General features: G+C 58.8%; 19 protein-coding genes. 3 read left to right on the top strand and 16 right to left on the bottom strand.

All coding sequences use genetic code 11. The features are described 5' to 3' along the window. Positions 1-4: 4 nt before the first annotated feature. Genes JJO78_RS00460 through folE form a run of 4 tightly spaced genes read right to left on the bottom strand, consistent with a single transcriptional unit; the run spans position 5 to position 2766 of the window. Positions 5-1312, bottom strand: coding sequence for an HD-GYP domain-containing protein (locus tag JJO78_RS00460; protein ID WP_051947085.1), 1308 nt, complete (start codon positions 1310-1312; stop codon positions 5-7). Positions 1313-1364: 52 nt separating this feature from the next. Beyond that, positions 1365-1778 (bottom strand): CoA-binding protein, encoded by a 414-nt coding sequence (locus JJO78_RS00455; protein ID WP_091643128.1) that lies wholly within the window; start codon positions 1776-1778, stop codon positions 1365-1367. Between the two features lie 14 nt (positions 1779-1792). Beyond that, entirely contained in the window at positions 1793-2173 is a 381-nt protein-coding gene (folX, locus tag JJO78_RS00450) for a dihydroneopterin triphosphate 2'-epimerase (RefSeq protein ID WP_036211420.1), read from the bottom strand. A 26-nt stretch (positions 2174-2199) separates the two neighbouring features. Beyond that, positions 2200-2766 carry a GTP cyclohydrolase I FolE gene (gene folE, locus JJO78_RS00445; RefSeq protein WP_036211417.1) on the bottom strand — a complete coding sequence of 189 codons (567 nt, stop codon included), beginning with the start codon at positions 2764-2766 and terminating at the stop codon, positions 2200-2202. 194 nt (positions 2767-2960) lie between these two features. Between folE and JJO78_RS00440 the strand changes: the two genes are divergently transcribed. Beyond that, complete coding sequence (locus tag JJO78_RS00440; protein WP_036211414.1) at positions 2961-3875, top strand: alpha/beta fold hydrolase; 915 nt, start codon at positions 2961-2963, stop codon at positions 3873-3875. Positions 3876-3886: 11 nt separating this feature from the next. On the opposite strand, the gene JJO78_RS00435 is transcribed toward JJO78_RS00440, so the two are convergent. Beyond that, complete coding sequence (locus tag JJO78_RS00435) at positions 3887-4990, bottom strand: GGDEF domain-containing protein (protein ID WP_051947084.1); 1104 nt, start codon at positions 4988-4990, stop codon at positions 3887-3889. A gap of 142 nt (positions 4991-5132) precedes the next feature. Between JJO78_RS00435 and JJO78_RS00430 the strand changes: the two genes are divergently transcribed. Together JJO78_RS00430 and JJO78_RS00425 are read left to right on the top strand one after the other, a co-directional pair. Next, on the top strand, positions 5133-6227 hold the full coding sequence (locus JJO78_RS00430; protein ID WP_036211410.1) for a patatin-like phospholipase family protein: 1095 nt from the start codon (positions 5133-5135) through the stop codon (positions 6225-6227). A 68-nt stretch (positions 6228-6295) separates the two neighbouring features. Continuing rightward, positions 6296-6553, top strand: a complete 258-nt coding sequence (locus tag JJO78_RS00425) for a CDGSH iron-sulfur domain-containing protein (protein ID WP_036211407.1) — start codon at positions 6296-6298, stop codon at positions 6551-6553. Here the strand turns inward: JJO78_RS00425 and JJO78_RS00420 are convergent. The 11 genes from JJO78_RS00420 to pilH all read right to left on the bottom strand — a co-directional run bounded on the left by JJO78_RS00420 (position 6541) and on the right by pilH (position 22897). After that, positions 6541-7539 carry a PAS domain-containing protein gene (locus JJO78_RS00420; RefSeq protein WP_273622646.1) on the bottom strand — a complete coding sequence of 333 codons (999 nt, stop codon included), beginning with the start codon at positions 7537-7539 and terminating at the stop codon, positions 6541-6543. The two genes, JJO78_RS00425 and JJO78_RS00420, sit on opposite strands and share 13 nt — an antisense overlap. A 139-nt stretch (positions 7540-7678) precedes the next feature. Next, complete coding sequence (locus tag JJO78_RS00415; protein ID WP_036211404.1) at positions 7679-8491, bottom strand: iron chelate uptake ABC transporter family permease subunit; 813 nt, start codon at positions 8489-8491, stop codon at positions 7679-7681. Then, complete coding sequence (gene znuC / locus JJO78_RS00410) at positions 8478-9254, bottom strand: zinc ABC transporter ATP-binding protein ZnuC (RefSeq protein ID WP_036211401.1); 777 nt, start codon at positions 9252-9254, stop codon at positions 8478-8480. Before znuC ends, JJO78_RS00415 begins: the two co-directional genes overlap by 14 nt. Next, a complete protein-coding gene (locus tag JJO78_RS00405; RefSeq protein ID WP_036211398.1) occupies positions 9247-9738 on the bottom strand; it encodes a Fur family transcriptional regulator in 492 nt (163 codons plus the stop codon). Before JJO78_RS00405 ends, znuC begins: the two co-directional genes overlap by 8 nt. Before the next feature lie 85 nt (positions 9739-9823). After that, complete coding sequence (locus JJO78_RS00400) at positions 9824-10285, bottom strand: chemotaxis protein CheW (RefSeq protein WP_036211395.1); 462 nt, start codon at positions 10283-10285, stop codon at positions 9824-9826. An 11-nt stretch (positions 10286-10296) separates the two neighbouring features. Next, positions 10297-11349, bottom strand: coding sequence for a chemotaxis protein CheB (locus JJO78_RS00395; RefSeq protein WP_036211392.1), 1053 nt, complete (start codon positions 11347-11349; stop codon positions 10297-10299). Further along, complete coding sequence (locus tag JJO78_RS00390) at positions 11349-18863, bottom strand: Hpt domain-containing protein (protein WP_273622645.1); 7515 nt, start codon at positions 18861-18863, stop codon at positions 11349-11351. Before JJO78_RS00390 ends, JJO78_RS00395 begins: the two co-directional genes overlap by 1 nt. An 11-nt stretch (positions 18864-18874) precedes the next feature. Next, on the bottom strand, positions 18875-19774 hold the full coding sequence (locus tag JJO78_RS00385; protein WP_036211386.1) for a CheR family methyltransferase: 900 nt from the start codon (positions 19772-19774) through the stop codon (positions 18875-18877). A gap of 27 nt (positions 19775-19801) precedes the next feature. Continuing rightward, the gene (locus JJO78_RS00380; protein ID WP_036211383.1) at positions 19802-21877 is read right to left on the bottom strand and encodes a methyl-accepting chemotaxis protein; all 2076 of its coding nucleotides are present in this window, start codon (positions 21875-21877) and stop codon (positions 19802-19804) included. A gap of 91 nt (positions 21878-21968) precedes the next feature. Continuing rightward, positions 21969-22514 (bottom strand): chemotaxis protein CheW, encoded by a 546-nt coding sequence (locus tag JJO78_RS00375; protein WP_007154226.1) that lies wholly within the window; start codon positions 22512-22514, stop codon positions 21969-21971. A 20-nt stretch (positions 22515-22534) separates the two neighbouring features. Beyond that, positions 22535-22897: a twitching motility response regulator PilH gene (gene pilH, locus JJO78_RS00370; protein WP_007154227.1), complete on the bottom strand. Its 363-nt coding sequence runs from the start codon at positions 22895-22897 to the stop codon at positions 22535-22537. Between the last annotated feature and the right edge of the window lie 13 nt (positions 22898-22910).

Below are 22910 nucleotides of genomic sequence, written 5' to 3'. Positions count from 1 at the left end.
CTAATTATGAGGGATAAACGCTATGATCTGTTACCAATTGCTGAATCCTTCCCTTCAGTGAAATTCCGAAAGCGCCATCCGGCAACGGATGGTGAATCGCTTGCTGCTCTTCGGTTGTCGGGTTTGCCAGGTCAACGATTCGGGGAGGGACCGGCTTTTTGTTGGCATCCATCAGTATCTCAATCCTGGGTTTGAGTTTTTTACCCGGGTGCACGGTCACGATAAGGGCCACTTCCCCGCTGTTGAGCTCCACCAGTGTTCCAGGTGGATAAATGCCCACCATGCGAATAAAGGCTTCTACCATGTCAGCATCGAACTGCCGGCCGCGATTGCGGTATAGAACGCGGATGGCGTCAGATGCCGGAATTCCGTCGCGGTAGCAGCGGTCACTGGTCATGGCATCGAACGCGTCAACGATGGAGACCAGTCTGGCAAAGCGGCTGATCTGCCATTCCTCCAGTTGTTGCGGATAGCCGCGGCCATCCAGACGCTCATGGTGGTGACGGGTCACGTCCCCGATAATCGGATCCAGCTTCGGGTCAGAGCTCAGCAGCTCATAGCCGAACGTCGTGTGCTGTTGCATGATCGCATATTCAGCCGGGCTCAGAGCGCCAGGTTTATTAAGAATTTCGTCAGGAACCTTAAGCTTGCCCAGGTCGTGAAGCAGTCCGCACATACCGGCAATTTCCAGGTCCTCGTCGGGCAGGCCCAGAAAGCGTGCGAAGGCAACGGTAAAGATGGCCACCCGCAAACAGTGTTCCGCGGTATAGGCGTCGCGGGACTTGATGCGGCTCATCCAGAACATTGCACTGGCGTTGGCTTTGATACTTTCCACGCATTCCCGGATAACAGGGCGGGCGTCTTGCAGGTTCAGGTCATTGCCCCGTTCAATGGCAAGGGTGATCTGTTCCACGAATGCCTGGGTCTTGCCCCATACCTGGTTGGCGCGGGGGATCTCTTCCGCGAGGGAGCGGGTTTCCGGAAGTGGGGTAGCCGTGCGCTGTTTGTGACTGGTGACCCTTGCCAGGGCCTCAGCCAACACTTGCTCGTCGCCTTCAACCAGCGCCCATTCGCAGTACTGACGGAGTATGCGAGCCTGGTGGTCGTTCTCAAGAGTGAAACCCTGGAACAGTACGGGCACTTCGATCCAGGGTCGGTCCAGCTTGACGATGCGCATGCCGTAAGTCAGCAGATCGACGGGCAGACGGACGCGCTCAACTCTGGTTTGGGCGTCAGGGTCAAGCAAACCTGCCTGCGAACGGGCAATCGGTTTTCGTGAAGGTGGTGTGCTGGTTTTACGTCGGAACCACATGGCTCTGCCAGTCTTCTGATTGTCTGGCTAGATTATGGCAGAAGTGCTGTCTTCAGAACAGGCGGGGGATTTCCTGCTTGGGACACCGGTCCATGACCACTGATATGCCAGCGTTTTCCGCTCTTCGGGCCCCGGTTTCGTTGATCACACCAATCTGCATCCAGACAACCGGAATGCCCTTTTCAATGGCGGCATCGATAACAGAGTCGGTGTGGTTCGGTGCAAGGAACAGGTCGGCCATGTCGATTGTCCCGGGAACGGATGCAAGATCGGCGTAGACGGTTTCGCCCAATAGCGTCTTGCCAGCCAGCCGCGGGTTTACAGGGATCACCCGGTAGCCACGCCCCTGCAGGTAGGCCATTACTTCATGGCTGGGGCGGTGGGGTTTGTCACTGGCGCCCACGAGCGCAATCGTGCGGACGGTTTCCAGAATTTCGCGCAGTTGTTCAGGACTGTTTCGGGACATGCGATATCAACTCTTCAGGAATCCCGGTGTGCCTCAAGGCGAACGGACACCGACTCGGCATAGCGTAGCGCATGGGGTTTGTCGATTTCCACTGCCGCCCAGTGAACCGCTTCGTGCTCCATGACAATACTGAGCACCTCGTGGGTCAGCCGTTCCAGCAGGGCAAAACGGTTGCCGTCCACGTGGCCGATGATCTGCTTGGTAATGGTGCGGTAGTTCAGTGCCGCGCGAATGTCATTCTCGTTGATGGCGGCCGCGGCATCGTAGGTCAGGCAGACGTTGATCAGCACATCCTGCTGGTTGTTGATCTCTTCTTCCTTGATGCCGATATAGGCGCGCAGCAGCAAATCCTTGATGCGTACGGTTGCCTGGTGATTTCCGGTCACTGCAGTCATCTGGCCTCCTGGTCAACAATGGATGTTCAGCGATCCCGAATCAGGGTCAGGAACTCAGTGCGCGTGGCTTGTGACCTGCGGAACTGGCCCAGCATCATCGAGGTTTTCATGCGGGAATTCTGCTTTTCAACGCCACGCATCATCATGCACATGTGTTGGGCTTCAATAACCACAGCCACGCCCTTGGCGCCGGTCACCGTCTCAATGGCCTCGGCGATTTCGCGAGTCAGGTTTTCCTGGATCTGCAACCGGCGAGCGTACATGTCGACGATACGGGCAAACTTGGACAGGCCCAGCACCTTGCCATTGGGCAGGTAGGCAATGTGACATTTTCCGATGAACGGCAACATGTGATGCTCGCACATGCTGTACAGCTCAATGTCCTGAACCACGACCATTTCGTCCATGGCGGACTCGAAAACCGCGTTATTGACCAATGTATCCAGGCTTTGCTTGTAACCCTGCGTCAGGAACTGCATAGCCTTGGCTGCCCGTATGGGGGTGTCCTGAAGTCCCTCGCGATCAGGGTTTTCGCCCAGGCCTGCAATGATCTGCTGAAAATGGCTGGCCAGGTCGTCGAGCTTGTTGGTCATAGTCGCTTCCGGTTAAATGAATCAGTTCAGGGCGAAAGCTTAAGGGAATTTGCCCGCGCCCTCCAGATTTACGACCACACAGGGCGAAAAGACCACCCCGGAACGCTCTGGTTCGCAAATTGTCGGACCAGATCTGGCAGGGGCGGTTGGTTTGATTTAGAGTTTCAGTCTCAGGCTGGTTTCAGGAAACCGCAATGGAACAGGTAATACCGGGAGTTCGGGGTGCCGCCCCCGGCGCAGGGAATGCGACACTGGAATGGTGGCAACAGGAGGGCAAGTGGTTTTCCTATGGCGGCCACGCGATCTTCAGCAGAATGGCGGGCCAGGGCGATCCCGTGGTTTTGCTGCATGGCTTTCCGACGGCCAGCTGGGACTGGAGCCGGCTGTGGCCAATGCTGCAGCAGCATCACAGCTTGTTCACCCTCGACATGTTGGGCTTTGGCTTTTCCGATAAGCCGGCACTGTACGACTACAGCATCGAAGACCAGGCCGACATGTTCGAGGGTTGGATCGCCGGTCTGGGATTGAAGACAGTCAGTCTGTTCGCCCACGATTATGGCGGCAGCGTGGCCCAGGAACTGTTGGCCAGGGATCAGGAAGGGTTACTGCCTTTCTCCATCGCCCGGGTCGGCTTTCTCAACGGCGCCCTGTTTCCGGAAGTCCACAGTCCACTGTTAATTCAGAAGCTCCTGGGCAGCCCTCTCGGTGGCCTGATCAGTCGCGGTCTCACCCGTCGTACCTTCGAACGCAACTTCCGGCGTCTGTTTGGCCCGGAGACCCCGCCGTCACGGAAAGATATGGATGACTTCTGGTACCTGTTGACCTACAACAATGGCCGCGGAATTCTGCATAACCTGATTCACTTCATGGAAGAGCGCCGTTGCCATCGTAACCGCTGGGTGGGTGCCTTACAGAAGGCAGAACAGCCAATGAGGCTGATCTCGGGTGTGGCGGACCCGGTGTCCGGTTCCGCTATGGCCAGACGTTACCGGGAGCTGGTGCCGAACGCGGACGTGGTGAGCCTTCGCAACGTCGGTCACTACCCTCATTTCGAATCTACCGGTGAGGTGTATCGGGCGTGGCGGGACTTCTGCAAGCAGTCGGAGTAAGGCCCGAGGTGCTACAGGTCGTTGGCCAACGCTTTGTCTTCAGTATCTTCGGGTGGTTGCTCGTGCGGTCTCCTGGCGGCGCTGACTACTTGGTTACGGCCTCTCGCCTTGGCTTCGTAGAGTGCCTGATCCGCCCGGTTCAGCCAGACCGACCAGGTTTCACCCTTGCCGACTTCCGCCACACTCGCGCTGGCTGTGATCTGTATCCCTTCTACGAACGGGCGGGCACTGATGCTGGTCAGCAATTCCCGCGCGACTTTGTCAGCATCCTTCTGGCGGGTTTCCGGTAGTACCAGCATGAATTCCTCACCGCCAATACGGAATAGACGGTCGCTCTCTCTCAGCCGCCTGCCAATCCGCAGTGTCAGCTCCTGTAGCACCTTGTCACCGGCCAGGTGGCCCCAACGATCGTTGATCATCTTGAAGTAATCCAGATCCAGCAATATGAGACTGGACACTCGCTCGTATCGCTCACGCATCTGGATTTGGCCGTTGAGAATATCCGCCAATTGCGAGCGGTTGAGGCAGCCGGTCAGGGGATCGGTGGTGGCCAGGCGAGTCAGCTCGACCTGCAGGCGGCCCACAAGCCAGGCAAAGATCATCACGAACAGGCAGGTCAGGCCGAGGGAAAAGGTGATACGCCAGAAATCCGCTTCTGGAAACGTAATAAACGATACAACGGACATGCTGACTACAAACACGATATTGCTGGCGGTGGCCTCCTTCAACGGAAGCAAAAAAAACAGTGCGGCGGCGGCCGGGTATGCCCAGTACAGCCCGGCGTGGCCATTGATCAGGGTGGAGTACACCGCGCAGACCACTGCCAATGTCGGGAACAGTCGCCCCTGGAGAAAATAGACACCGCGGAACCGAAGGAATGCAATAACGGCCACTGCATTCAGGCAGAACAGAATAAGAAGCGATGCCAGCAGAACATTGCCTTTTTGCCATTGCACCATCACCAGCGGAGCGACGGCAATAAAAGCCCAGAAATGCAGGTGATAGACGATCTGACGCTTGAAACCAATCACGGCCAGGGTGGGGTTGGTGGCCAGGTTGTCTGTAGTGGCAAGAGGATTCACAGCACACTCCCGCTGTTTGTGGTGGGCCCGCATTCCTTGATCCGGGCTTTTGCAAAGTCTAGCACGGCCTTCACGGGAAGGTAGTTGGTTTTACACCTTTCAACGGGCGAGAATCGCGCTCTGGCTGCCGGGAGCCCAGTTCGCTAAACTGGCGGGCTCGGAACAAGGAGCCGTTATGAGCGCAGTACACACCCGTTCTCCCGCATTGACCATACGCGCCGGCCGCCGTGCTTTTGAGCGGTTGCGGGAGCAACCGTTTGCGGCGGGCGACGTGCACGTCATCCCTGGCGCAGCGGGTGGCCCGAAGGCGTTGGGCATTTCCGGCCTGGATAAAGCCATCTTTGGGGACTTTCTGCCCAGGGCGCCACAGGAGCGCTCGCTGATTGGCTCATCCATCGGCAGTTGGCGATTTGCAGCGGTGGCCTCGACGGATGACCCCAAGGCGCAGCTGGCCCGGCTGGCGGACCTCTACACATCCCAGCGCTTCGCCAAAGGCGTCAGCATGGCGGAAGTCAGCCGCAAGAGTGTGTTGTTTCTGGAAGAACTGCTGGGGGGCCATGAAGACCACATTCTCAATCATCCCTGGTACCGCCTGAACGTTGTTGTGGTTCGCAGCCGCGGCATGCTGGAGCACGATACCAGGGGGCGCCTCAGTCTGGGCCTGATGAATGCCATCAGTGCCAACATGGTCAGCCGCCGACATCTGGGCCGGTTCATGGAGCGGGGCATCATCCATGATGCGCGAGTGAAAGCACCCCTGGCCAAGCTGGTGGATTTTCCCAGCCATGAAGTGCCATTGAGCCGCGATAACCTGATGTCAGCGCTGCTTGCGTCTGCGTCCATACCCATGGTGATGTCCGGTGTCCGCAACATTCCCGGCGCTCCTGATGGGTTATATCGGGACGGGGGCCTGCTGGATTATCATCTTGACCTGCCGTACGAACAGCCCGGGGTGATCCTCTATCCCCACTTCACCGATAAGGTGGTTCCGGGCTGGTTCGACAAAACCCTGCCCTGGCGTCGCGGCGATGCCACCCGGCTGCAGGATGTACTGTTGGTGTCACCCTCCCCGGAATATCTGGAATCCCTGCCAGACCGGAAACTGCCAGACCGGAAGGACTTCGAGCGCTACATCGGAGACGACGCTGGCCGCGAGCGCGCGTGGCGCAAGGCGATTGCCGAAAGCGACCGGTTGGGTGACGAGTTCATGGAATTGGTGGAATCCGGGCGTCTGAAGGACGTCATTCGACCTCTGGATGGGAAGCGCTGAGCGCAGGCAATACGCCCCGCTTTGACTATACTGCCCTTGGATACAAAGGATAAATCAGGGGCTGACCAATGACTGATGAGAAGCCGGAAATTCCCAGAACCACGCCGTGTTCAGTGCTGGTCGAGGGCGGCAAGAACTACTTCTGGTGCGCCTGTGGCCGCAGTAACAGCCAGCCATTCTGTGACGGCTCCCACAAGGGAACAGGATTTACGCCGGTTAAATACACGGCTGAAAAGAAAGAATGGGTGTGGTTCTGCGGCTGCAAGCACACCGGCAACCCGCCGTTGTGCGACGGCACCCACAAAACCCTGGATCAGGGTGCCTGAATGCCGGGCTGGAGGCTTAGCCGGTAACCGCTGAAACCGTGTAGCGTATCCTGCAATGCCAGTACTCTCAGCGTAACAGAGACTTGGCGATCATCGGCATCCAACAGCTTGAGGTCGATACGCTGTATTTGTCGCTCCTGGCGGGACGCCTGTAGGGTCCTGAGGAAGTTTTCCACGTAGGTGGGGTCGACCAATTGCTCGAATGGGGTGCCGGCCAGGTCCGCCGGTGCCTTATTCAGAAGCTCCACCACCTGGGGTGAAATGTATCCGGTCAGTGCCTTTTCATCCAGCTCACAGATCGTTGCGCCGGAAAGGGCGACCAGGTCCCGGCTGCGTTGTTCGCTGTCATTCAATGCCTGCCGCAGGATCGATTTTTCAACCTGCATGTTGTTCAGTTGCTGTTCGTACCCGTGGGATACTTTTTCGGCGTTTCGGTAGTGGCTTTGCCACCGGCGGATGCGCAGGCACAGGAAAACCACGACCACCGTCGCCAGCACCGTCATCGCCAGCCCCGCAAGCCAGATAAAACGGAAGGAACGACGGGCAGGTTGAGACAGGAATCCGGAATCCGGCAGTGTGGTTACCAGCCAGCGATGATCTCCAATTTTGACTTCAGAGCGCAGGGACTGGGAACGATCCGGGCTTTCTGCGCGAATGGCCTGGAACAAGGGGGTTTTGGTATGCCGCTCCAGGGTGTCCACGCGCAAATTGAGCATACCGGGTACCGCATCCTTGAACACAGTGGCAAGCCATAGCTCTGCGGGCGCTACGTTATTAATGGTTCTGGCTGGTGCGACTCCATCTGTATAGAGCGGCGGAAGCTCGTCATACCCACGTAGGCGGGCGACAAGCGCATTGTGCTGCTTGCGGTATACCTGCTCAGCGAGTGACCGTGATTGTTCCTCAAGCGCCTGCGCGGTCAGGCCGGTAACAACAAGGCCGGCAAACAATACCAGCAGGGGCGCCCACAGGTGTGGCAGCGCCATAGCGTGTCCTGTCCCTGTCAATCTGGGGCTTTCCATAGGTTGATCCATAACCGGTGGCGAACGTGTAGGGAACTTCCTGCTCTTATACTTTAGACCACTGCTCGTGCCCTGGGAAACTTTGCTCAGGAATCCATCGCTGTCAGGTCTGGACCTGCCGTGCCGAACCGTATACCAGCAGGAATACGGCAAAACCCGTCACCACCACCGAGGGGCCGGCTGGTGTGTCCAGGTGCCAGGACATCGTAAGTCCACCACTGACGGCGATAAAACCGAACAGGATGGCCAGCCCCACCATATGTTCGGGGTTGCCGGCCAATCTTCTGGCGGTGGCTGCCGGAATGATCAGTAATGCGGTAATCAGCAGGACCCCGACAATCTTCATGGCCACTGCGATCACGATGGAAAACATCAGCATCAGCACCAGCCGCAGACGTTCAACCGGTACGCCCTCAACCCGCGCCAGTTCCTCGTGAATGGTGCTCATCAGCAGACCGCGCCAGAGTACAGTCAGTAACGCCAGAATCAGGACGGCACCGCCGTATATCCACAACAGGTCGTTTCGGCTCATGGCCAGCAGGTCCCCGAACAGCAGGCCGGTCAGGTCCACTCGAATGTCGGGCATGAAGCTGAGTGTGACCAGACCGATGGCCAGGGCACTATGGGCGAGGATACCCAGCAGGGTATCGGTGGCCAGAGTCTTGCTGCGAGAGAACAGCACCAGGGCAATCGCCAGCACCACGCAGGTCACGATAACCCCCACATTCAGCGGAACACTGATCAGAAAACTCAGGGCAATGCCCAGCAATGCCGAGTGCGCCAGGGTGTCGCCGAAATAGGCCATCCGCCGCCACACCACGAAGCAGCCCAGCGGACCGGCGATCAGGGCTACACCGAGACCGCCAATCAGCGCCCGCCAGAAAAAGTCGCCGAGCACGGCATCAATGATGGGCATGGGAGCACTCCGCGTGGTCATCGTGGTCGGCGGACACCACATCGCCATGCAGATCGTGGCTGTGGTTGTGGTGGTGATGGTATACCGCGAGACTTTCCGCTACCGGACGACCGAAGGTTTCGATAAAGGCGGGATCGTGGGAGATATCCGCCGGATACCCGCTGCAGCAGACGTGCTGGTTCAGGCAGATAACCTTGTCGGTGGCGGCCATGACCAAATGCAGATCATGGGAGATCATGATCACACCGCAGTTCAGTTCGTCCCGCAGGCTACGGATCAGCTCATAGAGCGAGGCCTGGCCATTGATGTCCACGCCTTGGGCCGGTTCGTCCAGAACCAGTAGATCTGGCCTGCGAGCCAGCGCCCTTGCGAGCAGCAATCGCTGTTTTTCGCCACCGGACAATCGATGAACCGAGGCGTCGAGCAAATGTTCCACACCGGTCTTGGTCAGCGCTTCAACGCACTCCTGGTGTGATCGGCCACTGAGCAGCATGAACCGCTTTACGCTGAGTGGCAGTGTCGTTTCCAGTGTCAGGTGCTGGGGCACGTAACCGATGGTGAGCCCGGGCGCGATAGTCAGGGCACCGCCCGAGACCGGCTGGATACCCAGTATAGCCTTGATCAGTGTGGTCTTTCCGGCACCATTGGGGCCGATAATGGTGATGATATCCCCGCGCTGGACTCGCAGATCCACACGGTCCACCACGGGGCGGTCATCGAAGTTGACAGTTAATCGGTTCAGCTCTACCAATGCATCAGTCATGGGCAGTGTCCGATTTACAGCCGGGGCAAATGCCGGATACCTCGATGGTCATGTTGTCTGGCTGGAAAGCCTCGTCCGCCGCGGCACTCTGGACCGCATCGGATACGCCGGGCGCCGTCAGTTCCAGCACGTTGCCGCAACAACGGCAGATCAGGAACAACCCATGGTGGTTCTTATCCGTGTGAGTGCAGCCGACGAATGCGTTCAGTGACGCAATCCGGTGAACAAGTCCGTGCTGCTGCAGAAAATCCAGTGCACGGTACACCGTGGGGGGCGCCGCATTGTGACCATCCGCAGCCAGCACGGCAAGCACGTCGTAGGCGCCAAGTGGCTTGTGGGATTGCCAGATCAGTTCCAGCACCCGCTCACGGGTGGGTGTCAGGCGGGCATTGTGCTGCTGACAGATAGTTCGGGCCTCTGTCAGCGCCTGGGCAACACAGGCGTCATGATTGTGCGGTCGATAGGGAAGAGCGCTGGGTGACATGGGCACTGTCCTGTAGAATTTGCAACATTATAACATTAGCAAAAGACAGTGCCAGGTGTGATGGTGTGCTGATCACCGGTGAGCGCTAGCGGGAGGCCTCCAGTGCCAATGACTCAAGGTAGCCGAGGTCGGGAATAAAGGCGGTTTCGCCTTCGACTTCAACCGCCATCAGGTCGGCAGGGCCGGTGTCGCCGTCAACCTTCTTCAACTGATCTTCGGTCAGACGTGTCTGGCTGGGGATGCCTTGGGTGACCAGCGCCATAAAGGGGACCGAGTTATGGTGATCACCGATGGTGTTCAGTATGACGATTCGGCCACGATTGCCACCGGGCACGGTCAGTTTGCCGCCATTCGCGGCATCGTAGGAGATCACCGGCAGGTTCAGGCCCCGCCAATCAAGCTCGCCCACCAGCCACTCCGGTGAATGCGCAGCGGGGTCGGAGCTGGCGAAGTCCACCACTTCCGCAATCGACACGTTAGGCAGCAGCAATTGCTTCTCGCTCATCGGTATCATGACGCAGGGCAGGGTTTGGCTGTTATCGTTCATCACTCATTTCCTCAGGCGGAATCCCGTTTTTGCCGGCCCTTGAGCAGGCAGGATTCTTCAATCGTTTTGACGAGTTCGCGGGCGAGCTGTTCCGGTGTACCACAGTATACGGAACACCCGGTTGCTGCCACGGAATCCGGCATGGAACTGTTACCGCAGCTGCCGCTCTCCTGGACCCATATGCGGCTACCATAGGCTTTCAGCAGTGGTGCGGCAATGGCACCATCGTTGCCCATACCGGAAAAGATGATGGCATGGCATCGGGCACCGTAATGGTCGCCGATGTTCAGCAGTACCTGGTCAATGGAGGGGCCATAGGGGCCGGGCCAGGGTGTTTCCCTTTCCCTGAGTGCACCGCTGTCGTCCAGAGTCCACTCTCGCTCCACCGGCATCAGCACAACATCGCCATTGTGAACACGATACCCGGTTTCAGCCCGTTTGAGCTGGTAGTGGGCGTGACGGCCCAGCACGCGAGTCAGCACGTCGGTGAAATTGTTGTCGATGTGTTGGGCATAGATAAAACCCACTGGTAATCCGGGCGGCAGGCTGTCCAGAAAGGTTTTCACCGCGGCCGGGCCGCCCAGTGACGCCCCCAGAATCCAGACCTCTTCCGCCGGCAGGTCCGCTGAGGCCGGCTGGATCCAGTGAGGCAGTTTGGGAGAGGTTTCCGATTGCGGTTGTTCGGTGGCCAGCTCTTCAATAGCGGCCGCGGAATCCAGCTTTTCCAGGTGCCCGAGGGACTGCTCCAGCTTGTCCAGCAACCGGCGTTCCCAGCGGAAGTACTCCGTGGTGCCCGGTTTTGGGGCCGGGTCGAGACCAAACAGTACGGGGGCTTCGGTGTTCTCCAACAGGTGGTCAAACAGCACTGGGTGATCGGCTTCGTCTTCCAGGGTAATCAACCACAGGCTGGCTTCCGGGAATTCAGGGTAGCCCTGCAGGCGATCCGGGTCTCCGGAAAAGCAAACGTCCAGGCCGAACCTGGACGAGGCTTCCTGCAGGCGATGACGCTGCAGGACGATATCCGAGACGATACCGACCGCTGGCCGTCCTGGCTGGCCGGTCATCACTGATTCCTGGTCAGCCGCGTGATGGTGTCAAGCAGCTCGGTTTCCTGGAAAGGCTTGCCGAGGTATTCATTGACGCCAATGGCCAGGGCTCGCTCGCGGTGTTTCTCACCGGTTCGGGAGGTAATCATGCAGATCGGCGTGTCCCGCAGGTTGTCATCGTGGCGCACAAAGCTCGCAACCTCGAAGCCGTCCATTCGGGGCATCTCGATATCCAGCAGGATAATATCCGGCTTGTGATCCTGTAACTGTGCGACCGCATCCAGGCCGTCTTTGGCCGTGATCACTTCCATGCCATTACGCTCCAGCAGGCGGGACGTTACCTTGCGCACTGTTACCGAGTCATCCACCACCATCACCACGGTGGACTGCTCCTCACGGCGGGAGGCTTCCTTCGCATTCTCAAGGTTCGCCAGGCGCTGGCGCTCGGAGAGAATATCGGAACGGATCATGGCCGGCAGATCGAGAATCACCACCACGTTACCATCACCCAGAATGGTGGCACCGGACACACCCCTGACCGTACTGAACTGCGGTCCGAGCGATTTAACCACGATTTCGCGACTACCCATCAGGCTGTCCACCTGCAGGGCCATGGGCTGTTCGGCACCCCGCACCAGGATAACCGGTAACGGCAGGGCCTGACCCTGCAGCTTGGGATGGTGATCACTGTTCAGCAGGCTGCCGAGATACTGCAGGCGGTACTGCTGTCCTGCGTATTCGTACATCGGTGCGTCAGGCTTGTAGTATTCCTCAAGCTCGTAGGTACTGACCCGAACGATGCCCTCAATGGTGTTCAACGGAATGGCGTAGAAGTCCTCGCCGGTAGACACCATCAATGCCCGGTTGACCGATACGGTGAAGGGCAATCGAACGGTAAAGACGGTGCCCTTGCCAACGGTGGAGTCGATGTCCAGGCTGCCACCTAGCTGCTTGATCTCGCTGGCAACCACATCCATGCCTACGCCGCGGCCGGAAATCTGGGTAACGGCCTGGGCGGTGGAGAAACCGGGTTGCAGGATGAACTGCAGGATTTCTCGTTCGCTCAGGTCCTCGTCCTTGGCCATCATGCCCTGGCGAATGGCCTTGTCGCGAATGACCTGGGCGGGGATGCCCGCACCATCGTCGATCATCCGCAATACCACATCGCCACCTTCCCGGGTCAGCGACAGCGTCACTTCGCCGGTCTCCGGCTTGCCGGCCGTCTTACGGTCGGCCGGCTTTTCGATGCCGTGGTCCAGCGCGTTACGCAGCATGTGCTCCAGCGGTGCGATCATGCGCTCGAGGATGTTGCGGTCCATTTCCCCTTCCGGGTTGCGGACATCGAACTCAACTTTCTTGCTGAGCTCGCCGCTGATCTGACGGACAATCCGGCGCAGCCTGGGCACCATGGAGGCAAACGGAATCATCCGGGTCTTCATCAGACCTTCCTGGAGTTCCGTGTTGATCCGCGATTGTTGTACCAGCAGGGTCTCGGTGTCCCTAACCCGGTCGGACAGGGTTTCCCTCAGATCCGCAAGGTCCGACGATGACTCCGTCAGGGCCCGTGACAGCTGCTGGATGGCGGAATAGCGGTCCATCTCAAGCGGGTCGAAGTCGTCGCCGTAATCCGGGCCGTGCTCTTTCTCTGCGCGGAACAGGATCTGGGTTTCGGTTTCGATTTCCATCCGGCGCAGCTGCTCGCGCAGACGCTCGATGGTGGCGGCCATTTCGTCCAGGTTGTGGCTGAAATCGCTGGTTTGTTGTTCCAGTCGACCACGGGTAATACTGGTTTCACCGGCCAGGTTAACCAATTCGTCCAACAGCGGCGCGGAGACCCGGATGGTTTCCTGGGGCGCACGCTGGGCGGCAGCCGCTTTCGCGGGCGTCTTGGACGGAACCTTGTTGGGTTTGGGCGCGGGTACGACCGGTTTTTCCGGTTTGGCAGGCGCTTCCGCCGCCGGCTCCTGGGTTTTCGGCAATTTCTCTGTTTTTGCGTCCGGTTTGGCGGGCTCTGGAACAGCGCCTGTGTCTTCAAACCGCTTACGGATATCTCCCACCAGCGCCACAATTGCGTCGTGGTCATTGGTGATGGCCTGCCAGGCCTCGTCGCCCGGGGTATTACCGCCCAGGTCGATCAGCCGCGTTTCCAGCGCGTGGGCCTGGTCGCCAAGCTCGACAAGCTGCGACAGCCGCGCACCACCTTTAAGGGTATGGAGGGCGCGCTGGGCTTCCTGGTTAAAGTGGTGGTTAGCCGGGTCCTTACGCCAGTCATCCAGTAACTGCTCCAACTGGTCGAGGATCTCGCCGGCCTCTTCCAGGAAAATCTCCAGGACTTCGGCATCGACGGTTTCACCGTCTGCAGAGGGTTCAGCCTGAGTGGCGGGCTCGGACAGCTCGTCACCGGAGACTTTGTGGGCGTCGTTCAGTGCTTCAACCAACACCATGTCCGCAGCGGGCTTGTTGCCCTCTTCCAGGCTGGTGAGCATGGTTTTCAGTGTGCCATGCGCTTTTTCACTGAGTTCCAACAGGATTGACTGATTGCTGGAACCGGCGATCAGAGGGTCCAGGGCATCAGACCAGGCCTCGGCCAGATCGGCAATCGGGTCGACATCGGACAGACGAGCGCCACCCTTGAGGGTATGCAGCTCCTGCTGCAACTGGGTAACGCCAGCCAGTTCTTCAGGCTCGTCGCGCCACTGGGCCAGGCATTCGCCAATGGCTTCGTGAATCTCCAGGCCTTCGTCGAGGAAGATGCCAACCAGGTCATCGTCGGAGGCCTTTGCAATAGCCTCTGTGACGGATGCCGGTTGTTCGTCGGCTGTGGGTGCCTCGTCGACGGGTTCCGGTTCTTCCGCTGGGTCTTCAGGTTCCGCGGATGGTATTGGCTTGCCAGAGAGGATGGCTTCAACCTTGGCCACCAGTTCTGTTGCCGGCGGGCAGGGTTTCTGGGTGGCAACCTGTTCAACCATTTGCGCCAATCGGTCGTGGCAGGCAAACAACAGATCGTTCATGTCGCTGCTGGCGTTCAGTTGGCCTTCGGCGACTTTTTCGAACAAATCTTCAAGTACGTGGGTCAGGTCGCCAATGGCATCGACGCCCGCCATCCGGGCACCGCCTTTGAGCGTGTGCACATCGCGTTGCAGCTCTGCCGCCACATCGCGATTGTTGGGGTCTTCACTCCAGGTATGTAACGCGCTGCCTGTGGAGTTGATCAGGTCGTAGGCTTCTTCCAGGAAGATGCCGATCAGTTCCGGATCCAGATGAGACAGATCGGTGGCGTGTTCCTCTTCAGGTTCCTCCACCGTGGTTTCTGGCTCTTCGGTATCATCCTCTTCCAATTCGGCCAGCGGAATCTCGTCATCGTCTTCCGGTTCAGCGTCCTGCTTTCTGACATCGGTCACTGGCCTGGAGCCCGTGGCGCTGTCCATGTAGGCGTGGATTTCACTGATCAGGTCCGGCGCCGGGCGCGGTGGCTCCTGTTGCTCAAGGGCATCGACCATACCTGCCAGTCGATCATGGCAGCGGAACAGCAGGTCGGAAAGCTCACCGGTAACGGCAAGCCGTTGCTCGGTCAGTCCTTCAAACAGGTTCTCCAGCTCATGGGAAAGATCGCCCACCGGTTGGATATCCGCCAGGCGAGCGCCGCCCTTGAGGGTATGCAGGTCCCGTTGTAGAAGGCGTAAAAGATCCAGGTTTTCGGTGTTGTCGCTCCAGCTCTGCAAGGCATCGGCGGTGCTGTCGATCAGGTCTCGGGCTTCCTCAAGGAAGATCTCCGCGAGTTCCTGGTCCATGTCTTCATCGGTGTCCGCCAACGGTGGCTGCTCGCCATCGGGTTCCGGGGCATCTTCCGCCTCGGCTTCCAGGCTGCGATCGATCTCTTCCAGATCCCCGGTGAACTCCTGCTCAAACGCATCCGGCTCATTGTCTGCGGGCGTCGCGGGAGCGAGGGTGTCCAGCTCGGCAATCAGATCGGCGTTGGCCTCGGTGGCCAGTCCGGCCGCGACCTGATCCATCATGTTGATCAGGTGTTCATGGCCTGCACGCACACTGTAGTAGAAAGGCGAATCGGGAACAAAATCGGGGTTTGAGGCACGCTCGTAAACCTGTCTCAGAGCACCTGACAGCTCAGCAACATCGGCCAATCCGGCGTCCTGTGCGCCCTCAGTGAGCAGGTGCAGCTCCTTGCGCAGGGTGTCCAGGGCGGAGGTTGCTTCGGGATGTTCCGACCACTCATCAAGAATCCGGTCGGCATCCAGCAGGATATCCAGACCTTCGTTCAGGAACAGCTGAACCAGTTGCGGTCGTGCGCTTTCTTGCGGTTCATCGGTTCGGGAGCCATCGCCACGCAGGGTGGCATTGCTGACCTGCTCCAGTTTTGCCAGGAAGGTTTCGGTGCCCGGCAGGTCCGCCTGGGGATTCTCCCGAATTTGGCCAAGGCCCTGGGTCAGGAAATGACAGGTATCGCCAATCAGGCTTATAACGTCGCGATCGGCCCGTTTGTTTTGTGCCCGGGCTTCCTTGACGAAGCGTTCCAGGGGCGTGATCACCGCGGCAATAGGTGCGATACCGGCGGTGTGTGCGCTGCCTTTGAGGGTATGAAGCGCGCGAGACAGGTCATCGGTATAAGCAACGCTCGCTTTGTCGCCTGCGGCATCGAGGAAATCCCGCAGGGTTTGCAAGTGGGTTTCGGTTTCACTTTCGAAAATGTCCAGCAGCACTGGGTCGACGACGGTGTCGTCTTCCTCTTCCGCTGCTGTCAAATCTGGCTCGGCTTCTCCGTTCGTCGCTCCTGACTGTGGCTCAGACGGAGGCATGGTGCTGGCATCGGGAATTTCGCCGTTTGCCAGGGCGTTGGCGCGTGCTTCCATGCTCGATGTGTCGCGGGAAGGGGGCTGGCGTTTCTCGAAATCGTCAACCAATTCCGGCAGGGCCGCGGTAACGTCTTCCAGCAGCGCCGCAATGTCGTCGTTCATGAAAATGCTGCCGTCAATCACGCGGTTCAGCATGTTCTCAACAGACCAGGCCAGTTCGCCGACAACCAGCGCACCCACCATCCGACCACTTCCCTTGAGGGTATGGAAAGCGCGCCGGACTTCCGAGAGCGCCGTGCGGTCGTCGTGCTGACGTAGCAACATGGGCAGGTATTCGCGAACGGTATCCAGTACCTCACCGGCTTCCTCGATAAAGATCTCGAGAATTTCATCGTCGATAAGGTCATCGTCAAACTCAACTTCAGCTGCGGACGGTTGCCCGGTACTGACAGCTTCGCCGTCGTTGCCACTGTCGATTGTGGGTAGCTCATCATCCGCTGAACTGCCGTCTTCCGATGCGGTGTCGATGTCAGTTTTTCGCGTGGTAGACAGAGCTTCAGCGCGTTCAATCAGCTCTCCAACCTCGCCATCGGCCTGTCCGTCACGGAAGTCGTTGATCAGCGCAGGAATTCGACTGTTGACGTCATCAATCAGGCTGAACATGTCATCGGTGGGTCGTAGCGTCTGGTCGATCACCCGGTTGAGCAGGTTTTCCACGGACCATGCCAGTTCACCGATGCTGGTTGCGCCCACGAGCCGGCCACTGCCCTTGAGGGTGTGGAACGCGCGGCGGACTTCAGTCAGTGCGTCGCGATCGTCGTGGTTTTGGCGCAGGCGAGGATAGAATTCATTGATGGTTTCCAGGACTTCTTCGGCTTCCTCAATGAAAATGCCGAGGATCTCATCATCCAGCAGTTCTTTATCGGAGCTCTTGGATTCGGCTTCTACCGATTCGACGGGTACTTCCGAATCAATAACCGGCACGTCGTCAGCTGTTGGATGCTGCCAGGTAGGCTCCTCGCCAACCGGGAAGCCCAGGGAGTTTAGGCTGGCCTCGGCAACCCCGAGTACGCTCTCATTGTCGCTGATGCCCTCGGCGAGCCGCTCCAGATAGTACTCAATACTGGTAATAGCGTCGGCCAGCGTGTCGAGCTGTTTCCAGTCGGGAACCTGCTTGCCCCCCAGCAGTACGTCGGTGATGTAACGTTCGGCGGAGGCGAGCATGTCGGCCACGCGGTCAAGGGGAATCAGGCTCAGGCCACCACGGATGCTGTGCAGGAGGCCGGGGACGTGTTCGATTTCACCGGTTTCCCATTGGGAAGCGATGAAATTGACGATGGCCGTTTTTACCTGCTCCAGCGTATTGCGGGACTCCCGCAGCAAAGCGCTGCTGGCTTCACCCAGTTCGCGGGAGCCAAGGTTGATGGTTTGGGTGTCGTCGCCGGTGGCATCCGATTCCGACTGTCGGTCACTGTCCAGGCCAGCCAGACTGGCTTCGACGTAGAGCAGAGCGCCGGCAATATCCATCAGGGTGCCGTCATCCACCGAGTCAGACTGGTTGGCCAGCTTCTCCACCAGTTCGATCTGTTCGGTAATGACCTTGCGGGGTATGCCCAGGCCTAGCACCGCCAGGGTATTGGCGACCTGGCGCAGGCCCGGAAGCAGTTCTTCCAGTTCATCGTTCTGGCGTAGCTCGGAGCGCACAAACAGATCGAGCTGGTCTTTGAGTTTGGCCAATTCTTCGTTGAGGGCGCTGACCACCGAGTGGATGGCGTCACGCCCTGGGCCCGAAACCCGGTTCTTGGCGGCGTCCACATCATCGTCGGAAGGCAGTGCGTGATCGAGCCGGTAGCTGTCGCGCAGTTCCCTCACGAGTGGTGTATCGAGATCGCGAGCACGAGCAACGTAGTAGAGCAGATGTTTCAGGAGAGCTTCTGGAACCGCCTGCTGCAGGATATCAATGTGCTCGTCTGTAAGACGGCGAATTTCGGCGTCCAGCTCGCGCAACAGGGACTTCACGGCTGTATTGACCGGGTTCGCATGCTGCTGGAGCGTTTCCACGAATGCTCCGGCTGCTTTCCAGAGTTCGCCCCGGGGCGTTTTCTGGCACAGGCGGATCAGCCGCTGGATCACCTTCTGCATGTAATCGAAATGGGCGTCCAGGTCGGCCTCGCGAATCACGCCAGCGAGGGCGAACTGATACATCTGGCGCAATTTGCGGATATGTCCAAGTACCTTCGGATCCTGAAGGCGCTGGGACACATTGGCGGCAGCCGTTGCCCGTGAGGGCGACAGGTCTGGCTTGAACAGCGATGTATCGGACAGCAGGGACTCACCCCGTGCAGCACGGAGATCGTTCAGCAATGGTAGTAGCACCATCGGGAAATCGTCTTTGCTACTGGCCAGGTGCTCCAGATACTGGGGCAGTTGCAGGATGGCCTGCATCAGCACATCGACGGCATCGTCCACACTGGCGACGGTTTCGTTCAGGACCGCCTGGGTCAGTTTCTCCATTTCCTCGGTCAGCAGGGCCGCGCCGTAAAGCTCGACCATCTGCAGGGTACCGTGAACCTGGTGGAGATAGTTCAGGCAGAAGCGCAGGCGCGCGGTGTCGTCACGATTCTCGACATACGCTTCCAGTGCGTGCTGACCCTGGGTCAACGTGTCCTGTATTTCGCCCCGAACCCAGTCCAGGGCGATGCTGTCATGGTGATTGCCCATAACCACTCCGGTTATTCTTCGTCAGTCTGGCGTTTGATCCACGCCAGCACATGTTCCGAGGGTACCCTCTGTAAGCCAGGGGGCTGCCAGTCGGTCAACTCTCCCTGGCCCAGGACCAGCAACCCCCCGGGCGCCAGCCGCTCTGCAAGCCTTTTCACGATTTCCCGCCGGCGCCAGCGCCGGAAATAAATCAGCAGGTTCTGGCAGAAGATAATGTTCATTCCATGCATCGGAGCGTGTTTCAGATCCAGCACATTCAGTCTGGTGAAACACACCCGCTCCCGGATGCTTTCTATAATCTCGACGTTGTTCCGTTCCGCCGGCCGGAAATACCGGGCTTTCATGGCGTCATCCATTCCCATCAGCTTGCGGGCACTGAACAGGCCGGACTGGGCCTTGTCGATGGCCGGTTTACTGATATCGGAGCCGGTAACGCCAAACAATGGTTGTAGCGACAACCCCTCCATACTCTCATTCAGCAGCATGGCCAGCGTGTAGGGTTCCTCGCCGGTGGAACATCCCACACTCCAGGCCTCCAGAGGGCGCCGTTTCAGCGTCTCCCGGGGCCGGGTAAGCACATAGTCAGACACCAGCCGGAAGGCATCCGGATCCCGGAAGAACCGGGTTTCCTGAACCGTCAGACGATCCACCAGGGTGGACCATTCAACGACAGCGTCCGGGCCGGATACGATCTTCTCGTAATAGGCCTGATAACTACTGCAACCAATCTCCCGCATGCGAATCCCGAGGTTGGTCTCGAGAAACGATTTGCGCCCGGAAGACAGGGTAATGCCGGTACGATGTTCAAGCAGCGTCTGCCACTGGTTGAACTGCGCCTCGTCCATATCGGGAAGTCGGCGCAGTGACCAGATGCCTTCGGCAGGTGACAGATGGTTGCGTGTTTCAGCCATAAACTGTCAGCAGCCTCGGAGCGGTTGTCAGCTCACCACCGGTACGTCGCTGTCTTCCTCTTCTTCCTGATCGGCCGACTCTTCTTCGGGCAGTGTGAAGCCCGCAACAGAGGACCGCAGTTCAGACGCCATTTCTGCCAGGTTACCGATAGACTTCGCGGTCGCGTTGGTACCGGAGGACGTCTGCGAGGTGATTTCCTGGATGACGTTCATGGTGTTGGAAATGTGCGCCGCAGAGGACGACTGCTGACGGGCGGCGTTGGAAATGTTCTGGATCAATTCCGCCAGGGACATGGATACGTTCTCGATTTCCTCGAGCGCAATACCCGCGTCCTGTGCCAGACGTGCACCACGGACCACCTCGGCGGTGGTGTGTTCCATGGAGATAACGGCTTCGTTGGTGTCTGACTGGATCGTCTTAACCAGTGCCTCAATCTGCTTGGTTGCTGCAGAGGAACGTTCCGCCAGTCGCTGAACTTCGTCCGCAACCACCGCGAAGCCCCGGCCTGCGTCACCGGCCATGGAGGCCTGGATCGCGGCGTTCAGGGACAGGATGTTGGTTTGGTCGGCGATGTCGTTGATCAGGGATACGATGTCACCGATTTCCTGGGAAGATTCACCCAGACGCTTGATCCGTTTGGAGGTTTCCTGGATCTGCTCACGGATGTTGTCCATGCCGCGGATGGTGTTCTGTACCACTTCCGCGCCTTTCTTCGCGATCGCAACCGACCGTTCCGCAACCGCGGAGGATTCAGCCGCGTTGGAAGATACCTGGTCGATGGACACGGCCATCTCGTTCACAGCGGCAGAGGCGCCGGCAATTTCCTGGGCCTGGTGCTCGGAAGCATCCGCCAGGTGCATTGCTGTGGCCTGGGTTTCCTGGGCGGCTGACGCTACCCGTACCGCAGTACCACGGATCGCCTGTACCAGTCCACGCATCTGGTCGATCGCGTAGTTGATGGAGTCGGCGATGGCGCCGGTAAAGTCCTCGGTAACCGTGGCCTCCGTGGTCAAGTCACCGTCCGCCAGGTCAGCCAGTTCGTCCAGCAGTCGCAGGATCGCGTTCTGGTTCTGCTCGTTCTGTTCCTGGGTCGTTGCCAGACGCTCCTGGGCTTCGCGGTAGAGCACCACACCGATCATCACAACGATACCGACCATCGCGGCCAGGATGATGAATGCCAGCGTGGGGCTGACGAAACGGGATCCGGCCTGGCCGGTGAATTTCTCGGACAGAACCGACAGTTCGTCCAGCAGAACCTGTGAGTTCTGGAAGATGTCGCTGGCCGCAGTACGCACCTTGAAGAGGTCGGGAGAGGCTTCAAGGATGGCGTCTACGTTCTGGGAAACGAATTCAAACAGTTCGCCAACGGCTTCCAGGCCGTAGATGGCATCTTCATCGTTTACCTGGGAGATGCCCATGGCCGGGTTGCCATTGACCTGGCCGTCTAGAACCCGGCCAAACAGGCTGGCGTCGCGGCCAAACCGGTCAGCGGCGATAACCGCGTCTTCGTCACCGGAAAGTACGTTGTTAACCGAGCGCACAATCCGTTCCGCCAGCAGGGACTGGCGCTGTGCCAGTGCGATCTGTTCAGCGGGTGCGTTGTTATCCAGCAGGATCTGAACGATGTCGTCGTATTCAACCTGCAACTGCGGAATGGTTTCGTTCAGGGTCCGTGCCACTTCGTGGAGGCCGAGTACCGCGTCCTGGGTGGACAGGATGCTGTCGGCGTTGTCACGAACCGATTCCCAGGTCGCCTGCACGTTGCTGTCCTGTGCAACCTCGCTTGGGGGCAGGCCGGTTTCCGGATTACCGTCAACTACATAGCCCCACAACCGTTCGAACTCGTCACGGGAACGTCGCAGTGCGTCGAAAGCTGACGCGGTACCACCGGCGGCTTCCGTCGCGTTTTTCGCGATTTCCTGAGACAGCACCCTCAGTTCGGCTGAGTGAGCGATGTATTCCTGATCGTTCTGGCTGTCCCGATTGATAATGAACAGCACCGCAACGAGCAGGACGGTCAATGCGATCAGCGCGGCAATCAGGCCGGCAACCAGTTTGTTGCCTCCCTGTCCCATACTGAGTCTTCCGGCTCTATTTTTCATTTTCTGGCTCCCGGCCTCTTCGTAATAGTGGCAAGTTTGTTTCTGCGGGCGTTGGGCAGGCGGGAAGATGTTCCTGCCAATGTCACCACCCTTACCATTGCGCTACATCCAGGAAGCGTTCGTCACCGAGAAGCTCGGCGGCGGAAAACACTTTCCAGACTTCCTCGTTACGCTCGTAGCCGCCATTCACAAACGGCTGAACGCTTGCAGGCACATCCTGTGGCGATGCCACGAAGCTGTCCACTGCGAAATACTGCATGCCTGAGACGCTGTCGACCACCAGGCCACTGAATACGTCCCCCTGTTCGACAACCAGCACCCTGCGTTCGCGGGTGCTGCGAGAAGAACGGGGAACTTCAAAAAAGCCGGCAAGGTCGACCAGTGGCAGGAGGCGGCCACGCACGTTGGCAGCGCCCATCATAAACGGATGAACCCCCGGTATGTGGGTATAGCGGGGGACATGGAGAATTTCAGTGACTTCACCCATGGGCGCTACGTAACGCTCACCCGCCAGAACAAATCCGATTCCGTTCCAGAGTTCAACGGCTTCCTGTTGTTCCGGCAGACCGGCAGCCATGGCACGGCTGCGTCGGGCGATATCCGTCAGAACGGCAAAAGGGGCGGCCTGGGCGGACATGCTTACTCCACGGTTGGGGATCAGGCAATCAGGCTATTGATTGTTTTGATCAGGTCGTCTTCAACGACAGGTTTGACGAGGTAACCCTTTGCACCCTGGCGTGTTCCCCATACGCGGTCTGTTTCCTGATCCTTGGTGGTGACAATCACCACCGGAATGGAAGCGGTTTCCGGGGCGCGGGTCAATTGACGAGTTGCCTGGAAGCCGTTCAGGCCGGGCATGACGACGTCCATCAGGACCAGATCTGGTGTTTCAGCGCGTGCCTTGGCAACGCCGTCGGCGCCGTTGTCAGCGGTCAGCACTTCGTGCTTGTGCTTTTCCAGAATGGTCGAGATTTTCTTAACCTCGGTCGGGGAATCATCAACAATCAGAATGCGGGCCATGGTGTCCTCAATA

It is taken from the genome of Marinobacter sp. DS40M6 (assembly GCF_028581595.1).
Lineage (GTDB): Bacteria > Pseudomonadota > Gammaproteobacteria > Pseudomonadales > Oleiphilaceae > Marinobacter > Marinobacter salarius.
This window is presented reverse-complemented; position numbering and strand designations above follow the sequence as displayed.

Excerpts from the sequence above, each read along its gene's own strand:
- JJO78_RS00440 (WP_036211414.1), top strand. The coding sequence starts at position 2,961 with ATGGAACAGGTAATACCGGGAGTTCGGGGTGCCGCCCCCGGCGCAGGG.
- JJO78_RS00380 (WP_036211383.1), bottom strand. The coding sequence starts at position 21,877 with ATGAAAAATAGAGCCGGAAGACTCAGTATGGGACAGGGAGGCAACAAA.
- JJO78_RS00435 (WP_051947084.1), bottom strand. The coding sequence starts at position 4,990 with ATGCGGGCCCACCACAAACAGCGGGAGTGTGCTGTGAATCCTCTTGCC.
- JJO78_RS00405 (WP_036211398.1), bottom strand. The coding sequence starts at position 9,738 with ATGTCACCCAGCGCTCTTCCCTATCGACCGCACAATCATGACGCCTGT.
- JJO78_RS00395 (WP_036211392.1), bottom strand. The coding sequence starts at position 11,349 with ATGACCGGCCAGCCAGGACGGCCAGCGGTCGGTATCGTCTCGGATATC.
- JJO78_RS00415 (WP_036211404.1), bottom strand. The coding sequence starts at position 8,491 with ATGCCCATCATTGATGCCGTGCTCGGCGACTTTTTCTGGCGGGCGCTG.
- JJO78_RS00400 (WP_036211395.1), bottom strand. The coding sequence starts at position 10,285 with ATGAACGATAACAGCCAAACCCTGCCCTGCGTCATGATACCGATGAGC.
- JJO78_RS00425 (WP_036211407.1), top strand. The coding sequence starts at position 6,296 with ATGACTGATGAGAAGCCGGAAATTCCCAGAACCACGCCGTGTTCAGTG.
- folE (WP_036211417.1), bottom strand. The coding sequence starts at position 2,766 with ATGACCAACAAGCTCGACGACCTGGCCAGCCATTTTCAGCAGATCATT.
- JJO78_RS00430 (WP_036211410.1), top strand. The coding sequence starts at position 5,133 with ATGAGCGCAGTACACACCCGTTCTCCCGCATTGACCATACGCGCCGGC.
- folX (WP_036211420.1), bottom strand. The coding sequence starts at position 2,173 with ATGACTGCAGTGACCGGAAATCACCAGGCAACCGTACGCATCAAGGAT.
- JJO78_RS00390 (WP_273622645.1), bottom strand. The coding sequence starts at position 18,863 with ATGGGCAATCACCATGACAGCATCGCCCTGGACTGGGTTCGGGGCGAA.
- JJO78_RS00375 (WP_007154226.1), bottom strand. The coding sequence starts at position 22,514 with ATGTCCGCCCAGGCCGCCCCTTTTGCCGTTCTGACGGATATCGCCCGA.
- JJO78_RS00385 (WP_036211386.1), bottom strand. The coding sequence starts at position 19,774 with ATGGCTGAAACACGCAACCATCTGTCACCTGCCGAAGGCATCTGGTCA.
- pilH (WP_007154227.1), bottom strand. The coding sequence starts at position 22,897 with ATGGCCCGCATTCTGATTGTTGATGATTCCCCGACCGAGGTTAAGAAA.
- znuC (WP_036211401.1), bottom strand. The coding sequence starts at position 9,254 with ATGACTGATGCATTGGTAGAGCTGAACCGATTAACTGTCAACTTCGAT.
- JJO78_RS00460 (WP_051947085.1), bottom strand. The coding sequence starts at position 1,312 with ATGTGGTTCCGACGTAAAACCAGCACACCACCTTCACGAAAACCGATT.
- JJO78_RS00420 (WP_273622646.1), bottom strand. The coding sequence starts at position 7,539 with ATGGCGCTGCCACACCTGTGGGCGCCCCTGCTGGTATTGTTTGCCGGC.
- JJO78_RS00455 (WP_091643128.1), bottom strand. The coding sequence starts at position 1,778 with ATGTCCCGAAACAGTCCTGAACAACTGCGCGAAATTCTGGAAACCGTC.